Genomic DNA, 19,808 nt, shown 5'->3' with positions numbered 1-19,808 from the left:
AGGGCGTCGGCTACGGTCGGCGCTATCCTTCCCCGCCCTGAAGGACGGGGCTTGCCGCGCCTTTTGGTCAAGTTTCTGAAGCCTACACCAGCAAGACCTATAGTTGGAGTGCCGAGAAGGCTCAGAGGGCATTCGTATGCACCGAGACCTGAATGGCGCATGGGGGATTTTCCTGCATGCTTAGGTAGAACTGCCCTGTTCCGGCAATCTGCATTGGTGAAAGATGCTAGCTTTTTTAGCATCCAGTAGCCCAAAAAGTGCGGACTATGGTCAAGCGTGTGCGGTTGGATCCCATTGCCCAAGTGTCTGAAATCGCCACCAACAGCAATTTGCTCTCGGTACTGTTGCAGGAAGAGCTGAATGTGTTGAAAGAGTGCGGCGGGCGCGGCCTCTGTGCCACCTGCCATGTGTACGTTAAGGAAGGGATGGAGTCTTTGTCTCCGGTGAGCAAGCGGGAGCAGCGCACCCTGGAGGTGATCACCACCTGCAAGCCTAACTCTCGCTTGGCCTGCCAAGCGCGGGTGCTGGGGGAAGGGGTGGTGGTGGAATTGCCTGCCGGGATGTACATCCATGCTTTTCAGTATATCGAGGCGTTGATCGGTCGGCGAGCGGAGCAGCCACTTTTGCACCCTGTAACCGGCGCGGTTTTGGTGCAGGAGGGCAAGCTGATCACCCGCTCGGTGCTGGAATCGGTGAGAGGGCTGGATCTGGATATCCAAGAAGCACTGGCTCGGAGCAGCCAGGAGTTTTGAGATTTTGATCCCATCTTTTGAGCCAGTTTGGGCCCCTTTTTGAGGCCACTTGGCCACCCCGTATATAAACAAAGCATTCTCAGGTGAGTATTCCTATGCCCCCTGTGTTTCTTGGGATCGATCTGGGCACTTCTGGGATGCGGGTGGTGGCCCTCTCAGAGCAGGGGGAGGTGGTGGCCAAAAGCGAGCGCCAGTGGGATCCCCCAGAGACCAATCCGGGCCGCTGGTTGCGAACCCTGAAAGCCCTTTTGGGACAACTGACCGCGCAACTGGGGGAGCAGTATTCCATTGCAGCTCTGAGTGCTTGCAGCACTTCCGGCACCATTCTGCCGGTGGATGGTCGAGGCATGCCGTTGGAACAGGCGTGGCTGTATTCCGACCCGCGGGGCCAGGCTCAGGCCAAGCAATTGGGGATCCCTGCCAGTTGGGGTCTCAGCCGTTGGCTGTGGTGGGCGGAAGCCTATCCTGATCAGTATCGAGACAGCTACTTGGCCCATCCGGCGGACTTTTTGCTGAGCCAACTGGGGGGGCGCAGGCAGGTGACCGATCACACCCATGCCCTCAAGAGCGGTTTCGACCTGGAGGCCTACACCTGGCCTCAGGAGTGGTTGGCGCGGCAGGGCCTAAACCCCAAGCATTTCCCCGAGGTGGTACCGCCGGGAACGGTTTTAGGAACGGTGCGAGCAGACTGGGGGTTGGGGCCGGAAGTGCTGATCGCGGCAGGGATCACCGATGGCTGTGCCGGGCAACTGGCGGCAGGGGCTATTCGCTTGGGGCAGGTTTCCACCAGCTTGGGCACAACCCTTATTTTTAAGGCCAACAGTCCGGATCCCATACAAACCCCAAGCATCTATTCCCATTTGCACCCGGACAGTGCTCCGCACCGCTGTCGCGAACGAATGGTTTGGTGGCCGGGGGCCGCCTCTTTTTGTGGAGGCGGAGTTTTGCCTCATTACTTCCCCGACGGCAACCTGCAAATGCTGGATCAGCAAGCTCAGGCTTATCTGCCCACCGGGCTGGTCAGCTATCCCCTTTGTCAGCCGGGAGAGCGTTTTCCCATTGTCGATCCCCGGTTCGCCGGGTTCTTGCCGGAGGCAGAAGAGGGATCCCCCCGTTTTTACGCTGCTTTGTTGGAGGGGGTAGCGATGGTGGAGCGGCTGGGGCTGGAAACGTTGGCCGCTCAAGGGATCCCAGTGCCAGAGCAGAGCCCGATTTTCACCACCGGTGGAGGCAGCAAAAGCCCTCTCTGGTTGCGCCTACGCGCCAGCATCCTTGCTCGTCCCTTGGCTGTGGTGAAACACCCGGAGCCGGCTGTGGGGGCAGCCATCTTGGCCGCTTCTGCCTATTGGTGCTGCTCTGTCCAACAGGCTGCCGATCGATTGGTACAGGTAGAACGCTATGTTCAACCGGATCCAGAGTGGGTGAAGTCTTACGCAGAGATCTACTCGGTCTTTCACAGCCGCCTGAGCAACCTGCTTTGACATGTTCCCTGCTCTACTGGCTTGCTTCCCCGTAGCGGTAGGGTGAGGATTCTTGTTACTGGTTCCACAACAGCCCTTGCCGCAAAGGATCCCGTCCCGCTTTCGCCAGTAGGTTTCCCCTCTAAAACAGCGATGATGGTTTCCCAGTTGTTCAGGCTACAGACTTATGACTATGTAAGTATTAAGCGGTCACGGGATACAGCTGCCTACCTACGTTTTTTGAGCTTCGTGAATGCTCAGCCGTGGAAACGAGATTCTTTTTAAACGGAAATGAAATATTTTCGTTGCATTGCTTCCTAACTTTCCTTCTCTCCTAACTAAAGAGAAGCTAGGGGTGAGGGTCGGCAGCGAGGTGTCTCAATCTTGTTTGAAGCGACTGTAAAAGCATTCTGACATCGAAAAGCAGGGATCCCCGCTTGGGGATCCCCGATTGGTATGGCCGGAGCCGCAAGCCAAGCTAGGGCTGCCGCTGGAAGCTCTTGACTTCTAAAACCGGCCCTACCTGAGCCACCGTCACCATGTCTTCTCTGATCTGTCCCTGGATGGTGACCTCTAGTCCCTCTTGCAAGAGCTCTTTGGGGGCACGGAAAAGGGCATAGTGCTCGCCGGAAGGCAGCGTCAGCACCCACACTCCCCCTTCGATATCCAGGAACTGGATGGTACCGCTGTACTCTTGCATCACTGCCTCAGCGCCAGCCCAGTTGCCGTGGATTGAGATTCCGTAGCCGCTTGCGCTCCCAAGTAGGCCAGGCCCAGGCAGAGTAAGCCATTGAAGAGCAAGAAGGAGCGACCCAACCAAGCAGAGGATCCAAGCCATAGCACCCCCTCATAAAACAGGGATCCGGACAAGAGCAGATGCGAGGCCATGCCAATGCACAAGCCAATCACCGCCCAGCGCCAGCGCCGATGGCCCAGGAGCAGCAACATCAACAGGCCTGGGATCAACACGCTGGCAAATAGGGGGTTCAAGGCATTGGTCTGGGCAAAGGCGGTGCCCAACTCCGGCAGGGAGCTACCCGCCAATTGGAAGGGCCAACGGGGGCCACCGACAATCGCCAACCCCTGCAAGGGGAAAAGACCGGCACTGCCCAAAAGCATCCCAGCCAGCAAAGGCACCGTCTGCAGCAGCCGCTTGGGAGCCAGCCACCAGCGGATCAGCACCAGGATAATGTAGCCGCCCACCACCATCAGCAGCTTCGGCACCAGAGCAATCGGGCCACCATCGAACCAGAAGCGTGGGTTGAGGTAGCCATTGTTGTTCAGGTACTGCAGGAAGTCCTTCAACCAGAGCACCAAGGGGTTTTCCTCCTGTTGCCCTGTGGCCCTGGCCAGCGCCTTGGCTGCATCCAAACGACCGGCCCCGTAGAAGTTCTGTTTGTCGCCGGGCACCGGGGTAGCCGACATTTTCAGCACTTCTTCCACCTTGTCCGGGTCTTTGATGCCCTGAGCCTGGATCAGGGCTGCCACACCGGCTACGTGGGGAGTGGCCATGCTGGTGCCTTGGAAGTAGGCAAAGACCGGCTCGTTGGGGTTACGACGGTTGATGGTTTGCTGCAGAATGCCGTACTCGGGGTGATCAGGCGTTTTGGCTCCGCCGGGAGCAGAGATGTCCACCCCCACCCCATAGTTGGAGTAGGGGGCTTTCTCCCCGTTGGGCCCCGTGGCCGAGACAGCGATCACATGCGGGTAGCGGGCCGGGTAGCTCACCTGGTTGGAGTTTTCGTTGCCGGCGGCTGCGATCACCGTCACCCCCTTGCTGTGGGCATAGGCCACCGCCTCCTCCATCAGTTGGGCAGAAGCGCGGCTACCCAGGCTGAGGTTGATGATCGTAGCCCCGTGGTCGGCAGCATAGCGGATCCCTTCCACCACATCCGACAGGGATCCAAAGCCATTGGCATCCAACACCCGCACCGGCATGATCTTGGCCTTGAAGGCGATGCCGGCTACACCCAAGACATTGTTGGTGGATTGGGCGATGGTTCCCGCCACATGGGTGCCGTGGCCGTTGAGGTCTTCCGGATCCTCATCGTCATCCACAAAGTCGTAGCCCTTAACAAATTGGGTTTGGGCCAGGTCGGGAACTCGTGTTACTCCTGTGTCCACCACGGCTACCGTCACCCCTTCCCCTTGGGAGATGTCCCAGGCTTCCGGCATGCGGATGGCCCTGAGATTCCATTGCTGGGGATAGAGGCGGTCATTGGGCACGAAAGCCGCCTGGAATTGATAGTTGGGGTGAGCATACTCGATCAAGGCTTCGTCGGTGAGCCGCTTAACCAGCCGCCGCGTGGATCCCAGGTGGTCGGCATCCACGTCAAACAGGTAGATCGCTTCTTGGCGGGCAAAAGCGCTGTCGCTGCTGGGGCGGAGCGTCAAGTGATACTCTTTAGCGATAGCAGCAATCTGACTGGGGGTGGCCGTGTTTACAAAATTGACCACGATGCTGTCGTAGGGGGCGGATCCCTTGCCGCAAGCCGTCAACAGCAAGGCCATCAAGCCGGCGCAGCAAAGACCCAACCAGCGTCTGAATTTCATAATTCACGCCCTCGGGATCCAAAATTGTTGCAACCAGTATGCCCTCTGGATTGACAATTGACGAGATGAGATCCGGCATGGGGGCAAAATTGCCAAAAGGTGCAACCTTCGCCGCGCAAGAAGGGATCCCAGGCCTGCCGAGAAAGTGCTATGACAAGATGAGCGTAAACTGCCGCCAGAAGGGGGGAATCGGGATCGATGGATAGAGTCTTGCAGCTCATGATCCAGGGTTGGTATTACTCCATCCCCCTGTTGACGTTCTCGGTCTTCTCGGTGGCCTGTTGCATTGAGCGGGTGCTGTTTTGGTGGAAGATCACCCATCGGCAGGAGGAGGTGGTGCAGCAAGCCCTGAGCCAGTACCGCCGCAACCCACGCGCTGCCCAGTATTTGCTGGAGCAAAATGCCGATCTGCCGATTGCCCGCATCTTTTTGGCCGGGTTGGAGCTGAACGAGGCCAGCCCGGAAGATTTTAAGCTGGCTCTGGAAACGGCCCTGGCGGCAGAAGTGCCTCTGCTGAAGCGCTTCAACACTGTCTTCGACACCGTAATCACCGTTGCCCCCTTCTTGGGCTTGTTGGGCACCGTCACCGGCATCATCCAGATCCTCAGCTCCATTCAACTGGGGGATATCGGCGGCACCGATACCCAGGGGGTAGGTCGGGGGATCGCCGAAGCCTTGTACTCGACGGCCTTTGGACTGATTGTGGCTATTCCCACCCTGTTGATTTCCAACGTCTTCCGCTCTTTGTACCTGCGGCAACTCTCTAAGATCCAAGAGTACGGCGGCATGCTGGAGCTGCTGCATCGGCAGCGGCAAGAGATGCAGGCCCAACAGCTTTCCCAGTATTCCTACACCCAATCTAGCCCCAGTGGCAGCTCCACCCTTCCCCCCTACTCCTCGCTTGAGCCCTCCTAACCTATGCGCATCCCCGAAGAGAACTTCCGAGCTGGCGAGATCAACATCGTGCCCCTGATCGATGTCATCTTCTCGATCCTGGTGTTTTTCGTGATCGCCAGCCTGGTGCTCACCCGCTCCGAGGCTCTGGATGTCAACCTGCCGGATGCCACTACAGCCGAAGTTCGTCTGCAGCCGGATGTAACGGTGAGCGTGACGGCGGAAGGACAGATTGCCGTCAATCAGGAGAAAATTGCCGATATTTCTGCCCTGATCCCGGCAGTGGAACGCATCCTGGCCGAGAAGCCGGCTGAAGGGCGGCGCTTGGTGGTGATCAACGCCGATTTGGCCCTCTCCCACGGCAAGGTGGTGGAGGTGATGGATACTCTGCAGCGGGTGCCCAATGTCAGCCTGGCAATTGCCGCCCGCCGTCCTGCCAATAGCCGGTAGCTAGGTCTGGGCTAATTTGGGCCTCGGACCAAGTCCTGACGAGACAGAGGAACACGACGAGGCCATCCTCAACGACCGCAAAGCTGTTCGCTACGCCCCTCTCTGGCTCCCCAAAGGCTGTTATCCTGGGCCCAGCAGCTGAACCAGCAGCGCCTTTTGCACATGTAGGCGATTTTCCGCCTGATCCCACACGCGGGACTGGGATCCCTCCAATACTTCAGTGGTGATTTCCTCTTCCCGGTGGGCCGGCAGGCAGTGCAGCACAATGGCTTGCGGATCCGCCCGTTGCAGCAGCTCGGCATTGACCTGGTAGGGCAGAAAGGTGGCCTTGCGGGCCTCGGCCTCAGCTTCTTGACCCATGCTGGCCCACACGTCGGTATAGACCACCTGGGATCCAGAGACGGCTTCCTGGGGATCCTGCAGCACCAACACCTGGGATCCCTGGGCCAGAGTGCGGGCTTGCTCCACCACTGCCGCATCCGGCTCGTAACCGGGGGGGGTGGCGACGCGGATGTGGATCCCGCTCATGGCACAGCCCAGCAGCAGGGAGTGGGCAACGTTGTTGCCATCGCCGCAATAGGCCAGGGTCAGTCCCGCCAGTTGGCCAAAGTTCTCCTGAATGGTGAGCAGATCGGCCAACACCTGACAGGGGTGAAACTGATCGGTGAGGGCGTTGATCACCGGAATATCGGCATACTCGGCAAAGGTTTCCAGCTCCTTCTGGTCGTAGGTGCGAATGGCAATCACATCCAGGTAGCGGGAGAGGACGCGGGCCGTATCCTGCAGGGGCTCGCCGCGGCTCACCTGCATCACCGTCGGCACCAGATCCAGGGTGCTGCCTCCGCATTGGGCCATGGCTGCCGTAAAACTGGCGCGGGTGCGGGTAGAAGCTTTCTGAAACAACAGCCCCAACACCCGACCCCGTAGCTCCACCCGATAGGGATCCCGCTTTAATTCAGCCGCCTGGGCTAGCAGGGCCGACAGCTCTGCCGGGGTTAGGTCGCTGAGCTTGAGCAGATCCCGTCCGGCCAAGTTTATGGATCCCGCGATCTTCGACCCCGCCATTGTGCTACGCGCCACCTACAGAAACAATAAAAGCATCCCCAGCCCGGCGCTGGTCAACACTCCTCGAATAACTCGAATGAGAAGAGTCTTAATAGTCTTAAATAGCTTGGGCCTCGGCTTAACCCCAGTCTCAGGAGTGCCAGATCTGAGACCCATCAAAACCGCCCCCAACACCGGCTAACGTGAAGAGGAACGAATGACCTCCTGGGCCTGTTGCCGACGGGCAGAGATCTGAGCCTGCAGAGCCTGGATGGCAGCAGCATACTGTGGGTCGGCTGGGGTGGCCACCAATTCTCGGTTCTGGCTGAGCCGCTTCAGATCTTCCTCGGACAATTCCACCAAAATGTCGGGGGTAATGCCCTTGTGGTCGATGTCGTTACCGTTGGGAGTGCGATAACGGGCAATGGTTACCGCCAGCCCAGATCCATCGGACAGGGGATGCACCGACTGCACCAGGCCCTTGCCGAAAGTTTGCGTGCCGACAATCACGGCGCGACGGTTATCCTGCAGAGCCCCCGACAGAATCTCGCTGGCGCTGGCCGAGCCACCATCCACCAAAACGGCCAAAGGTTTATCGGTAAGGGCCGTGTTGTTGGCCGTCAGGCGATCCTGCTCCCCTTGGCGGTTCACCGTCGAGACAATGCTGCCCCGGTTAATCCACATGCGGGCAATCTCGGCGCTGGAGTAGAGCAGGCCCCCTGGGTTGGCGCGCAAATCCAGAACGTAGGCGGCTACCCCTTGTTTTTCCAGCTCGCGAATGGCTTGGCGCATCTTCTCGGCGGCGTTGCCGGAAAACTGGGTAATCCGGATATAGCCAATGGGCAGGCCGTTTTCCTCGTGAACCTCGTAGCGCACGGTGGCCAGCTCAATTCTTTCCCGCACCAAATCGAACACCTTCAGCCCTTCCCCCTCGCGGCGAATGGTCAGCCGCACCCGCGTACCCGGCTCGCCCCGAATGAGGTTGACTGCAGCGTTGGTGTCCATGCCTTCGGTGGACTTGTCGTCGATGCGCACGATCACGTCTTTGGATTTGATCCCAGCCCGGTCGGCAGGAGACCCTTCAATGGGGGAGATCACCACCAGCTCGTTTGTCTCCTGATCCATGCCCAGCGTGATCCCCACCCCGGTCAGCTCACCGGATGTATCGATTTGCATGCTGGCAAACTGATCCGGATCCAGAAAGCGGGTGTAGGGATCGTTCAGTTTCTTCAGGGCTTCCCGGATAGCCGCGTAGGCATCTTCTCGGGTGGCATACTCTCGGCTGAGCAGATCCCGCCGCACCGCTTCCCAATCCAGGGAATTAAAAGACGGATCCACATATTCCCGATTGACAATTTGCCAAACCTCGTCCACCACCTCTTTGGGATCCCGGCGAAACCCCGCCCAACCCGGCATGGATAGCTGCACGCCGACCAGCGATACCGCTGTCATCACTGCAGCCGTTGCACTGACCACAAACCCACGCTTTCTCATTGGCTCTCCTGGAAGGCGCTAAAAGTCAAGGTTGACGAGGTGGATCTCCAGAGGTGGATCTCTAATTGTCAGGGAACTGGGTTTCGAGCAAGGGTCTTCCCCTATGCGAACTTCAGCTTAGAAGCATCGAGAGCGATGAAGGGCTCCCCTGCCGCAGCAAGTGGGATCCGGATTTTGGTAGGCTACAGATAACCCCAACCGACTGTGCCCAACCTAGCATAGGGATCCCTGCCGGGGGTGCTTCTAGGATCACAGTTCAACACAACTTTGTTACAACCTATCATCGCAACCCTTTTCTTCCAAATGGGCACTTTGCCCCCTTTCTGACTCTATGTCCCTTGCCACCGATTGCCCCAGCTCGCTTGCATCTGCCTCAGAGCGCCCGCTGCTGTCCCAAGTGCAGTTGGCCCGCGCTGCTGCCCAACACACGGCCACCTTGCCCACTGCCATTAAGAATGCCGCTCTAGAGGCCATGGCCACTGCCTTGGTGGAGCACCAAGAGCCTATCTTGGCCGCCAACCGGGCGGACTTGGAGCGGGCAGCAGAGATGGTGAAAGCCGGGGAGTTGTCGGCATCTGCCTATGCTCGCCTGAAGCTGGACGCCCACAAACTGGCAGATATGGTGGCCGGAGTGCGGCAGGTGATCCGGCTGGGGGATCCGGTGGGCCGAGCTTTGCTGATCCGGGAACTGGACGAGGGGCTGATCTTGGAACGGCGCACCTACCCTTTGGGGGTCCTGGGGGTGATCTTCGAGTCGCGGCCCGATGCTCTGGTGCAAATTGCCGCCCTGGCGGTGAAAACCGGCAATAGCGTCTTGCTCAAGGGGGGATCCGAAGCTTTGCTCTCCTGTCAAGCCTTGATGGCGGCCATCCAGGCGGGCCTGCAGCAGATCCCAGAGTTTCCCCAGGGATCCCTGCAGTTGCTCACCAGCCGCGCCGAGGTCAAGGCCCTACTGCAACTGGAGGGGCTGGTAGACCTGATCATCCCCCGCGGCTCCAGCAGCTTTGTCCGCTACATCCTGGAGAATACCCGCATCCCGGTATTGGGCCATGCCGATGGCCTGTGTCACCTGTACGTGGATCGGGCAGCGAACGTGGACATGGCAATCAAGCTGACGGTGGACAGCAAAGCCCAGTACCCCGCTGCCTGCAATGCCATCGAGACTCTGCTGGTTCACGAGGCCATAGCCCCCCACTTTTTGCCTCTGGCGGTCAAGGCCCTGCGGGAAAAGGGGGTGGAATTGCGGGGGGATCCCCTCTGCCGCGAGCTGGTGCCCGATCTGATCCCGGCCACCGAGGACGACTGGAGCACCGAGTATGCCGATTTGATCCTCTCTATTAAAGTGGTGGGCTCCCTTGACGAGGCCATTGCCCACATCCAGCAGTACGGATCCCGCCATACCGAAGCGATTGTAACCGAGGATGCCGCTGCTGCCCGGCGATTTTTGGATGAAGTAGATGCAGCGGGGGTCTTTCACAACGCTTCCACCCGCTTTGCCGACGGGTTTCGCTACGGCTTTGGGGCAGAAGTGGGCATCAGCACCCAAAAACTGCCGCCGCGCGGCCCGGTGGGCTTAGAAGGCTTGGTGACCTACCGCTACCAACTGCGAGGGCAAGGACATCTTGTAGCCGACTACACGGGCCCCCAGGCGCGACCTTTTCAACATCGGGATCGCCTGAACAACACCGGCTTAGCTTAGCTGCAAAAGCCGGCTGTACAAACCGGCTGTACAAAGCAGTCGTTCACAAAAACCGTTCTCCTCGTCTTCGCGGCTCCAGGTTGAGGTAAATTAAAAAATAGCTTCGTGATTGCCAAGGGTTGCGCTTTGCGGCGCGCTATGGTGTGACAATGGACTACCGGGTTCCGGGTTTGATGTTATGGGCTTGAGCGCCCTAGATGTAGCGCTTTGCATTTTGGCCTTTTGTTATTTCGATTAGGAGCTTCGCTGGATCATGCCTGTGCGTCTGTATGTTGGAAATCTGCCGGAAGAGGTGGATCGTCAGGCACTGGAGAAGCTCTTTCGCTCTGCCGGTGAGGTCATTTCCACCAAAGTGATTCGGGATCGGAAGACAGGCAAATGCCGCGGCTTCGGCTTTGTAACGGTGAACACCGAAGAGCAGGCGCAGCAGTACATCGAAAAGTTCAACGGCCACAGCTTTGGGGATGTCAACTTGCGCATTGAGCTCGCCCAGCCGCGCGACCGAGGGGAAGAAGGCGAATCCAAAACAGCGACCTCTGAGCCTTCATCCAAAGAGTCCAGAGGTTCCAAAGATTCCAGAGCGTCCAGAGATTCTGAGGCCAAGGGCTCTAAAGAGTCGGCAGAAAACCCTGCCCCCAGCAAAAAGCAACGCCAGCGCGGCAATAAGGGTGGGCGCTCCACCGTCGTCGCCGAAAGTGAGGCAGCCTCTGAGCCGGATCCCCGCTGGGCCAGCCAGTTGCAGCGGATCAAGGAGCAGCTTCTGCAGGTCACCAATTCCTAACCCCCCCGAACGAGTGATAGACACTGTTGGGATCTGACGGTAGGCTGGGTGAGTTGCGACGGCTCTAGGCATGTTTGAGAGGGGGGTTGGGATGCATAGGCTGGTGAGCATTTTTCGCGCTTGGGGGCGGAGCTTGGCCCGGGCTGGACTTTTGTTCGGGCTGATGGTTCTGCTGGGAGTGGGAAGTGGAGCTCCGGTTTTCCTACCAGCGGCGGCGGCTGCCCCGGCAGATTTGGAAGAGCAGGTGCTGCAGATCATTCGAAAGAACCCCCAGGTGATTCTGGAGGCCGTACAGGAATACCAGCAGCGACAGTACCAGGAGCAGCAGCAACAACAGCAGCGGCTGGCGGAAGAATTTGGCCGTCAACTGCGGGAGAACCCACGCGCCGTCATCGGAGATTCCCCTCGACTGGGATCCGACGCTCTGCGGTTAGTGTTGGTGGAGTTCTCCGATTTTCAATGCCCCTTCTGCGCCCGCGCCCACAGCACCCTCAAGCAGTTCATGGCCGACCACGGGGATGAGGTGACCTTGGTGTACAAGCACCTGCCTTTGACCAGCATCCACCCAGAAGCGATGTCGGCTGCCCGGGCTGCTTGGGCCGCCCAACGTCAAGGTAAGTTCTGGGAGTTTCACGACGAGCTGTTTGCCAACCAATCCCAGCTTGGGGATGGGTTTTATGTGGCCACTGCTGAGAAGCTGGGCTTGAATGTAGAAAAATTCAATCGGGATCGGCGCAGTCGGGCGGCAGAGCGCGCCATTCAGCGAGATATCGACCTGGCCTCTCAACTGGGCATCGGTGGCACTCCCCATTTCATCTTGAACGGCATTGCCTTCTCCGGTGCGCAGCCGCTGGAGGTGTTCGAGCAGACGCTGCAGCAGGCTAAGCAAGCCCTCTAGGAAAAATGCTCCGCACTGCTATTGAAACAGGTGGTGTATTGCAAACAGGTGGTGCAACGGCTGGCCTATCCTTCTTACCAGCCTCGCCCAGTTGCCCAAACGCTCCGTCCTTGAGGAGGGCTTTACGGTAGGCTCAGGGCAGTGGCAGGGTAGTCAACCGCTCTATTGCCCAAGCGGGCTGTAGGCTTTGACAAGCCAGTAGGGTGGGGAGTATGTCAAAAGCAGAAACTCACCCAAGTCGCCATTTGGGCCGAATGGGGATCCCCAACGGCAGGGAAGGAGGAGAGCGTTTATGGCGGAAGTGGCTCTTGGCTACTCCACGGGCAGGATGCGGGCATCGAACCCTGCTTCGGCCAGAGAGCGCCGCGCCTGTTCGGCGTTGGCCCGTTGCCGGTAGGTGCCCACCTGAATCACTGAGCCCCGCAGGAAGGCATCAGGGGCAAACTGTTGCAGCTTGGGTAGGGCCTCTTCCCCAGCCGGCACCACCACCCAAAATCCGCTGCCACCTTCTTCCCCAGGAGGAACAGCCTGGGCAGGCGAGGAGGAGACGGGATCCGCTTGCAAAAGAGGCTGAGAGCGGCGCAGATCGGCGGGGAAGATCCCCGCTTCATAGCCTTGGCCGGCCAAGTAACGCACCTGCTCGGCGGCAGCAGCAGGGTCGGCAAACCCACCTGTGCGCACCACCCGCAGGTCATCGTAGATCAAGGGCAGGGATCCCTCTAGGAGTTGTTTTAGCGCAGGCCATTTCTCCCCGGTGGGATCCGCCACCAACACCCAATAGCGCTCTCCTTGTGCTGGGTTGGAGATGGGATCCCGGCCCGCATTTTCTCCTACCAGCGACACCGCCACTGCCGGTAACCCCTGAGCGGTTAGCCAGCGGGCTTGATCCTGGGCCAACGACAGGCGGGAGAAGGTTCCCGTTTGCAAAGCAACCTGGCCGCGGTACTGCACCACAGTGGCTCCTGGAAAGAAGCGGCGCACCCGTTCTTCCAAACGGGGATCACCGGTGGGGTTGGGCACGTGGGTGGCAAAGGGACGCTGGGGATCCAAGGGCGGAGCGGTTGGCGTCGGCGGCACAGAGGCTTTTGAGCTGGCAGCAGGGCGGCTGGGTGCTGCTTGGGCAGGAAAAGCAGGGGGCAGAGGGGGATCCGTCTCTTGGCGGCTCACCACCCGCACCGATAACCCCAGCCGTTCCAAGTCGGCCTGACGGCGTTGAGCATGGCTACGGTTGATGAACGTCCCCGCCAGAATGAAAACCTGCCCATCCCCTTGCACAAAATAGGCATCCGGCACCTGGGTGCGCACCTGAGCCAACTCCGCCGCCCCATCCGCCAGTACATGCACTTGGTAACGGGTCAGGGCCAAAGCAGCCGGCAGGACGTTCCCATTAACGGCGTGGAGCACAAGGGCAAAGGCCGCCAGGGATCCGGCAAAGAGGGCCGGTTGCGCTGGCAACAGGAGTGCGGAGCACTTTGGCCAGCCGTAGTCCTTACGGGCGTTGCACATGGGATCCATCTCCTCTGGCGGGATTGGCGGCAACTCAAACCTCTGCATCCGGGATGGAGTCTTTGCCTGGGCCTGCGGGGATCCCCCACAGTGCCAGAGCTCGCAGTTCACCCCTTGCGGGAAGGACAACTCAAAGCTAGCGTAAGCCGAAGTTTGGGCAAGGCTGTGCCAGGGATGGGCTTGCAGATGCCGCCCACCACCGATAGAATGCTCCGCACTGCCACCGCAAAGATGCAGCCCAGTTGGGTTCACGGGAGAAACACAGATCTAGTGCATCTCCAGTATAGACAGGCCGGCAAGACTCTATCGCTATGGCTTGTCGGGGAGTTTGTTTCAGAGGCGACGGCGGCGGGATGGAGTCCTCGCCACAAGGGTGCGGGATCCCCCCAGGGCAAAGCGGATGATCTCCGTCTTGTACTGCTGCGAGCCCTCTGTGTAGCGGGCAAGCTGAATGGCGGATCCCTGGCCGGAAGGAAGCAAGAACCGTTCGCGACAGTGGTGGGCAGCACTCTCTGGAGTTTCCGCTTCGAGGGCAATGAAAAACCGCAGACGCAGCAGCACTTCCAACTTGGACAAGTGCTCGGTTTGCTCTGGCACCAAGCGGCCTAACGAGATTTGTAGGCGCGGCCTGCGTCGCCGAGATCCGGGGCGGCCCCAAAGCTGCTGGGCCAGTGTCCACAGAGAGGTCTGCTCAGAGGACTTGACCAACAGCTTTAAGCCTGTCAGCGGGTTAAGGCCATAGGTAAGCAGTAGAGAATACATCGACAGCAGGGAAGAGCAGAGGAGCGTTTTGGGTTAACGTCAAAAGGATAGCCCACATGCCAACTGTAGCACTGCCTACCCTCTATCCCCATCCAAGCCCCACCCTTCCCTATGGCCGGGATCCCTGCTCAACGCTGGCTGTTTCATCCTGTGGACAAGTTGACTGCCCAGAGCTTGGCCGAGGCAGTGGGGATCTCGCCCATATTGGCTCAGATCTTACTCAATCGCGGGCTCTCCAGCCCTGCTGCCGTGCGGCAGTACCTGCAGCCGGATCCCGCCCACCTGCCTCCACCCAGCCAGGATTTTGCCGATTTGCCCCTGGCGGTGGACTTGCTGGACGAGGCGATTCGCCGACAAGAGCCCATCGCCATTTGCGGCGACTACGATGCCGACGGCATGACCAGCACGGCCCTGCTGCTGCGGGCTTTGCAGGACGCTCCAGTGCATTACCGCATCCCCAGCCGCATGACGGAGGGCTATGGCCTCAACAGCCGCATGGTGCAAGAGCTGCACCGAGAGGGGGTGCGCCTCATTCTCACCGTGGACAACGGCATCTCCGCCCACGAGCCCATCCAACTGGCCAAAGCTCTGGGCTTGACAGTGATCGTGACGGATCACCACGACTTGCCGCCCCAGTTGCCCCTTGCCGATGCCATCCTCAATCCCAAGCAGCTCCCCGTTTCTTCTCCCTATCGGGGGATGGCCGGGGTGGGAGTTGCCTACCTCCTGGCCCAGGCGCTGGCCGAGCGCCGTGGTGATGGCCATCTGCAGCGGGTGGCCCTGGAACTGTTTACTGTGGGCACCATTGCCGATCTGGCGCCGCTGACGGGGGTTAACCGCCTTTGGGTGCGGCAGGGGCTGCACCTCTTGCCCACCTCCCAGGTGGCAGGGATCCGCGCCCTTCTGCAGGTGATGGGCATGCAGGGATCCCTGGAGGGGCTGCGGCCTGAGTGGATTGGGTTTGGCCTGGGGCCGCGCATCAATGCCGTTGGGCGAATTGGCCGGGCGAGAATGGGGATCCAGTTGCTGACCACCGACGATCCCCAGCAGGCAGAGAAGCTGGCCCGCCGCTGCGAACGGCTCAACCAGGTACGACAGCAGATGTGCGGGCGCATCGAGGCAGAAGCCCTCGAGCAAATTGCCCAGCAAGGCCGAGATCTGCAACAGGAGCGGGTGTTAACAATTTTGGGATCCCCTCAGCAGAAATGGCATAAAGGGGTGATCGGCATTGTGGCCTCGCGGTTGGCAGAGCGTTTTGGCTGTCCGGTGTTCATCGGCAGCCAGTCGCGGCAAGGGGAGATCAGTGGCTCGGCGCGGCAGGGGATCCCCGAGTTTGACGTGTTTCAAGCGTTGGAGTTTTGCAAGGATCTGTTCACCAAGCACGGCGGCCACCCCGCTGCCGGGGGATTTAGCCTGAGAGCAGAAGACTGGCCTTTTTTTGAAGAACGGTTGCGGCAGTTTGCCCAACAGCAGTTGCAGCCGGAGCAGATCCAGCCACTGGTGCAAATCGATGCAGAAGTGTCGCTGTCAGATCTCACCCTTGACCTCTATCGAGAGCTGCAGCATCTGCAGCCCTGTGGTATCGGCAATCCTGAGCCGGTCTTCTGCAGCCGCAACCTGCAGGTTCTGCAACAGCAGCGATTTGGCCCAGTTCCCGGCCACCTGAAGCTGCTGCTCCGGGATCCTGCTCTCCCTACGCAACGCTCCCATGGGTTACGTGCTACTCGGACGGAGTCCTCTTGTCCGGGCAGGAGCGACTCAGCCGCCAAAACCCCCAGTGATGACCGCGGAGTGGCCAGCATCACCGATGCGTTGGTGGGGATCACAAACGCGAAGCCCCAGCGCCCTCTTTGGGCCATCCGTTGGCGGGGAGCGGAAACCCATCCGCTGCCGGAGCGAGTTGATGTAGCCTACACGCTCAAGGCCAAAACATGGCAGGGAGAAACCCAACTGGAGCTGGAAATTCTCGGGATTCGACCTGCCCAAGAGGCTGCCACTGCCGGCAACCCCCCTCTCGAGAAAACAGCGCCCCGCACCCCTGATGGGAGCAAGTCTCCCATCTCCCCCGCCTCTCTGGATGCCACTCCTCCCATGCCCAACTCCAAGCCCTCGACTGGCTCCCAGAGGGGGACAGAGCCCTCACCTCTGTTGATCTGGCGCCCCACCCCCCAGCCCACCCAGCCTTTGCGTTGGCAAGCTGTAGACCGATTTTCTGTCCTCTGGCCTCAGGCGCAGGGAACCATCCTGTTCTACGGCTTCCGCCGCCCCTCGCTGGTCTTGTCTTCAAGGCCTACGGCCCGCTATCGCGAACGGCGGTACCTGACTCTCCACTACGACCGTCCCCAAGCCGGCCACCGCTATGATCAACTCTGGTTGTGGAGCTGGCCCCCTTCTCTGGATCACCTCAAGTGGCTGCTCTGTTGCACCCCCAGCAGCGAGCTGTTGATTGCCGTCCATCAGCAAGCGGTGCCCCTGCCCTCCGCTGCCAGCTTGCAACGCCAGCTCCGCCAATACCTGCAAACCCGCAGCCAGGTGGATCTGCTGCGCTTGGCCCAGCAGTGGTGGCTGTCTCCGGCGGTGTTGGTGGCAGGATTACGCTCCCTGGGGTACGCCTGCCCAGATTTTGGCCCCACGGGATCCCTCGGCGAAGAACTGGAAGCCCAGCAAGCTTGGTACAGCAGCTCCTGGCAGCAGGTTGCCGCCCTGCTTCAGCGATCCCACCTGGATTCTTCTGCTGCAGAGGCCCATGGGGATTAAACTGCTGCTCGGCTCTGACTACCACGGCAGCGCTCGGCTGATCCGGCAGGCCCTTGCCCATCTGCCGGAGGTGGATGCTTACATCAACTGCGGGGATTTCTGTTCCAAGGCCGGCAAACCTTCCCGCAAGGCCACCCAGGGCTTTCATCCGGCAGCCCAAGCAGAGGTGGTTCATCTGCAATCCTTTTTGGCGGCAGTGGAGAGCCTGGGCAAACCCTGGCTCTTTTTACCTGGCAACCACGATCCAGCAGCTTCGGTTTTGAATTCGCTGGTTGGCCGTTGGGGACGGGCCATCACCCAGTCCTGCTGCTTTGAGTGGCTGGGGTTACAGGTTTTGGCTGTACCCTGGACTCCCCCCTGTGGTTGGAGCTGGTCTCTCACCTCCGCCCATTTGCAGGAGCTGCTCGCCCTCTACAGTCAGCCCCCCCGGCCCATTGACCTGCTGCTCACCCATGCTCCGCCGCGGGGCCTTTTGGATGAGGGGGGGAAGTGGTATCACCGCTGTACGCCCACTTTGCGCCCCCTTTTGGAACAGCTGCAGCCGCGCTACTACATCTGCGGACACATGCATTGGGATGGGGGCAAGGTAGAGCGATGGGGATCCACCCTGGTGATTAACACAGCCCTGCACAACATGGTTCTCGAGATCCATTAGGCAGGAAGCCCTTGGACAGCCTTCCGCCTCCTCAGATTTCCACTCGTAGGAACCTTCCATGACCCGTCCTTTGATCTTGGCCAGCAGTAGCCCCGGCAAATGGCGCGAGTTCAATGCCTTTTTCCAGGCCCATGCCCCTGCTTGGGAGCTGCGCCGCATGCCCTCAGAAATTGAGGTGGAAGAAACCGGCACCACCTTTGCCGAAAATGCCCTTCTCAAAGCCAGAGCCGTGGCCAAGTCTCTGGGGGAGTGGGCCATTGCCGACGATTCCGGCCTAGCGGTAGAAGCCCTTGGCGGCGTCCCTGGGATCCGCTCGGCTCGCTATGCCCCCAGCGACGCTGCCCGCATCGAGCGGTTGCTCAGGGAAATGGAAGGGATCCCAAATCGCCGAGCCACCTTTCACTGCGCCATCGCCCTGGTGGATCCCCAAGGTGTAGTGCATGCCCTGGTGGAAGGGGTATGCTCGGGAGAGATCTTGACCCAGCCGCGGGGAGAGGGGGGGTTTGGCTATGACCCCCTGTTTTGGGTGCCCGAAGTGGGGCTAACCTTTGCCGAGATGAGCCCAGCTCAAAAAGAGGCCATCGGCCACCGAGGCCGAGCCTTGCGCGCCTTGAAAGCGCAGTTGCCTCTCCTGGAGAAGCGTATGGGCTGGCTTGGATCCCAGGAATAGCATCCGATGTCCTGGCTGGGGAGCTGCTAGCATACAATAGTCCCTTCCCTTCGGGGGAGTGAAATTGAAAGCCGTCTTGCCTTGGCAGCTGAGGGGAGCGCTCGAAGAACTATGGGTTTTTCTGAGTTTGAGGATCAAGATCCCATTGCAGCAGCGGAACGGACTGCTGGCCGGGATCCCAGCCGCCATTCCCCGGATTCTGCCGGTGAGGAAGCCGCGGTCTCCTCGGTTGCAAACTCTGGTGAAGGAAGGGAGCGGCAAAGTCGTCGTTCCCCACCCCCTTTGCCGGAAGAGGGCTCAACCTTTGTGGGCGCAGAGGATTGGCTGGACGTTCGCGGTAGCGGGACGGAGTCCTTGGAGAATGGGCGGGATAGCTACAGGGAGTCCGCGCAAGGGGCCACTTCTCGCCCTTCCAACCGCTCCCCCCAGACTGGCCGAGACGAGGGGTCTCGTGTTGACAGCGAAAAGGGGGGGCAGAAAGCCGCTGCAGGAGGAGCCGGTGAGCGTCCTGGGCAAGCCCTGGTTTCCCGCCGTTCTGTCTCCAGCAACCGCGGCTACGACGGATCCGCCCGTTCCTCTGCCTTTCGCGGTAGCGGGACGGAGTCCTTTGCTGGCCGCTCGCGTAAGCGGGACGGAGTCCTTGGGGAATCCGGCTACCGCAGTGACTACAGCCGTTCCGCGGCTTACGGCTACACCTCCAGCTATGTTGGCGGTGGGGGATATGGCGGTGGTGGGCGAGGCGGCAGCTCCAGCGGGGGGGTCTCCTCCTCCGATCTGACGATCCTGCTGGTGGTGGCCCTGCTGGCCTTCTTCGGGGGATTCGCTATCCGCAACATCTTCGCCGAGTCGGGCGGCTTTGACGATGAGCGCCCCATCCGCGCTGCCAATGTGCCCGCAGCCTTTCGCGATTTTTGCTTTGCCTACAACGGCACTGCCTCCTTCACCGTGGTGCAACTGACCAGCGTTTCTGCTCTGACCATGGCCTCAGTGCCCGTTTACAAGATGGATACTTGCACCATCCCCGTCAGCCAAACGGCCAATGCCCTCCAAGCTTTGGGCATCCGCGGCCGGGCCAACACCTTGGGCCCCCAGCTGGGGGGATCCAACCTCACCCTGATCCAGCTCCCCTTGGCCAGCAGCTTGGCGCGCGCCGTGTACAGCCAGTTTCCTGGCTTGGCCGCTCAGGGCAACGAGGCGCAGGTTTTGTCCCAACTGGAAGCCACCATCAACAACGCCCTGCGCTCCAACATCGAAGGGTTAGCCCTGCAAAGCCTGGAGCCCACCAACATCCCCGACGTCTACGTGGTGGTGCCGGGGCACTCCTTTAATTTGCAGCCCCAACTCAACCTGCGCTAACCCTCCTGCAGAGCATGCCTCTAACCCCCAAAACCCTGAACTTTGCTGAATTTACTGAGCTTTAGGCGGTTTGGCAA

Annotated in this window: 17 protein-coding genes; 11 read left to right on the top strand and 6 right to left on the bottom strand. The window is 60.1% G+C overall.

What is annotated here, in order from left to right; all coding sequences use genetic code 11:
- Positions 1–266 precede the first annotated feature (266 nt).
- On the top strand, positions 267–752 hold the full coding sequence (locus NW840_RS04085; RefSeq protein WP_414342543.1) for a 2Fe-2S iron-sulfur cluster-binding protein: 486 nt from the start codon (positions 267–269) through the stop codon (positions 750–752).
- Between the two features lie 95 nt (positions 753–847).
- Positions 848–2,233, top strand: a complete 1,386-nt coding sequence (locus tag NW840_RS04080; protein ID WP_414342541.1) for an FGGY-family carbohydrate kinase — start codon at positions 848–850, stop codon at positions 2,231–2,233.
- A 457-nt stretch (positions 2,234–2,690) separates the two neighbouring features.
- Here NW840_RS04080 and NW840_RS04075 read toward each other — a convergent pair whose 3' ends face one another.
- Complete coding sequence (locus NW840_RS04075) at positions 2,691–2,912, bottom strand: hypothetical protein (protein WP_414342539.1); 222 nt, start codon at positions 2,910–2,912, stop codon at positions 2,691–2,693.
- Positions 2,912–4,765, bottom strand: coding sequence for a S8 family serine peptidase (locus tag NW840_RS04070; protein ID WP_414342538.1), 1,854 nt, complete (start codon positions 4,763–4,765; stop codon positions 2,912–2,914). Before NW840_RS04070 ends, NW840_RS04075 begins: the two co-directional genes overlap by 1 nt.
- 222 nt (positions 4,766–4,987) lie before the next feature.
- On the opposite strand from NW840_RS04070, the gene NW840_RS04065 reads away from it, so the two are divergent.
- Positions 4,988–5,680, top strand: a complete 693-nt coding sequence (locus NW840_RS04065; protein ID WP_369791770.1) for a MotA/TolQ/ExbB proton channel family protein — start codon at positions 4,988–4,990, stop codon at positions 5,678–5,680.
- Positions 5,681–5,683: 3 nt separating this feature from the next.
- Positions 5,684–6,109: an ExbD/TolR family protein gene (locus NW840_RS04060; RefSeq protein WP_414342537.1), complete on the top strand. Its 426-nt coding sequence runs from the start codon at positions 5,684–5,686 to the stop codon at positions 6,107–6,109.
- Positions 6,110–6,229: 120 nt separating this feature from the next.
- Here the strand turns inward: NW840_RS04060 and argF are convergent, their stop codons facing one another.
- Entirely contained in the window at positions 6,230–7,147 is a 918-nt protein-coding gene (gene argF / locus NW840_RS04055) for an ornithine carbamoyltransferase (protein ID WP_414342545.1), read from the bottom strand.
- Positions 7,148–7,351: 204 nt separating this feature from the next.
- Complete coding sequence (gene ctpC, locus NW840_RS04050; RefSeq protein ID WP_011432460.1) at positions 7,352–8,647, bottom strand: carboxyl-terminal processing protease CtpC; 1,296 nt, start codon at positions 8,645–8,647, stop codon at positions 7,352–7,354.
- A 331-nt stretch (positions 8,648–8,978) separates the two neighbouring features.
- Here ctpC and NW840_RS04045 point away from each other — a divergent pair, with 331 nt between their 5' ends.
- The 3 genes from NW840_RS04045 to NW840_RS04035 all read left to right on the top strand — a co-directional run bounded on the left by NW840_RS04045 (position 8,979) and on the right by NW840_RS04035 (position 12,025).
- Positions 8,979–10,346 carry a glutamate-5-semialdehyde dehydrogenase gene (locus NW840_RS04045; RefSeq protein WP_414342535.1) on the top strand — a complete coding sequence of 456 codons (1,368 nt, stop codon included), beginning with the start codon at positions 8,979–8,981 and terminating at the stop codon, positions 10,344–10,346.
- Positions 10,347–10,599: 253 nt separating this feature from the next.
- On the top strand, positions 10,600–11,127 hold the full coding sequence (locus NW840_RS04040) for an RNA recognition motif domain-containing protein (RefSeq protein ID WP_011432462.1): 528 nt from the start codon (positions 10,600–10,602) through the stop codon (positions 11,125–11,127).
- Between the two features lie 103 nt (positions 11,128–11,230).
- On the top strand, positions 11,231–12,025 hold the full coding sequence (locus NW840_RS04035) for a DsbA family protein (protein WP_414342533.1): 795 nt from the start codon (positions 11,231–11,233) through the stop codon (positions 12,023–12,025).
- Between the two features lie 312 nt (positions 12,026–12,337).
- On the opposite strand, the gene NW840_RS04030 is transcribed toward NW840_RS04035, so the two are convergent.
- Together NW840_RS04030 and NW840_RS04025 are read right to left on the bottom strand one after the other, a co-directional pair.
- Complete coding sequence (locus tag NW840_RS04030) at positions 12,338–13,579, bottom strand: SPOR domain-containing protein (RefSeq protein WP_414342531.1); 1,242 nt, start codon at positions 13,577–13,579, stop codon at positions 12,338–12,340.
- Positions 13,580–13,864: 285 nt separating this feature from the next.
- Positions 13,865–14,293, bottom strand: coding sequence for a hypothetical protein (locus NW840_RS04025; protein WP_414331038.1), 429 nt, complete (start codon positions 14,291–14,293; stop codon positions 13,865–13,867).
- A gap of 111 nt (positions 14,294–14,404) precedes the next feature.
- Here NW840_RS04025 and recJ point away from each other — a divergent pair, with 111 nt between their 5' ends.
- From recJ to NW840_RS04005, 4 genes are all read left to right on the top strand, one after another.
- Positions 14,405–17,050: a single-stranded-DNA-specific exonuclease RecJ gene (gene recJ / locus NW840_RS04020; protein WP_414342529.1), complete on the top strand. Its 2,646-nt coding sequence runs from the start codon at positions 14,405–14,407 to the stop codon at positions 17,048–17,050.
- On the top strand, positions 17,040–17,705 hold the full coding sequence (locus NW840_RS04015; protein WP_414342528.1) for a metallophosphoesterase family protein: 666 nt from the start codon (positions 17,040–17,042) through the stop codon (positions 17,703–17,705). The genes recJ and NW840_RS04015 overlap by 11 nt, the downstream gene beginning before the upstream one ends.
- Positions 17,706–17,763: 58 nt before the next feature.
- Entirely contained in the window at positions 17,764–18,375 is a 612-nt protein-coding gene (gene rdgB / locus NW840_RS04010; RefSeq protein ID WP_414342526.1) for an RdgB/HAM1 family non-canonical purine NTP pyrophosphatase, read from the top strand.
- Positions 18,376–18,486: 111 nt separating this feature from the next.
- Positions 18,487–19,731 (top strand): hypothetical protein, encoded by a 1,245-nt coding sequence (locus NW840_RS04005; protein ID WP_414342524.1) that lies wholly within the window; start codon positions 18,487–18,489, stop codon positions 19,729–19,731.
- Positions 19,732–19,808 lie beyond the last annotated feature (77 nt).

The organism is Synechococcus sp. R5-13 (assembly GCF_047462015.1).
Taxonomy (GTDB): Bacteria; Cyanobacteriota; Cyanobacteriia; order Thermostichales; family Thermostichaceae; genus Thermostichus.
This window is presented reverse-complemented; position numbering and strand designations above follow the sequence as displayed.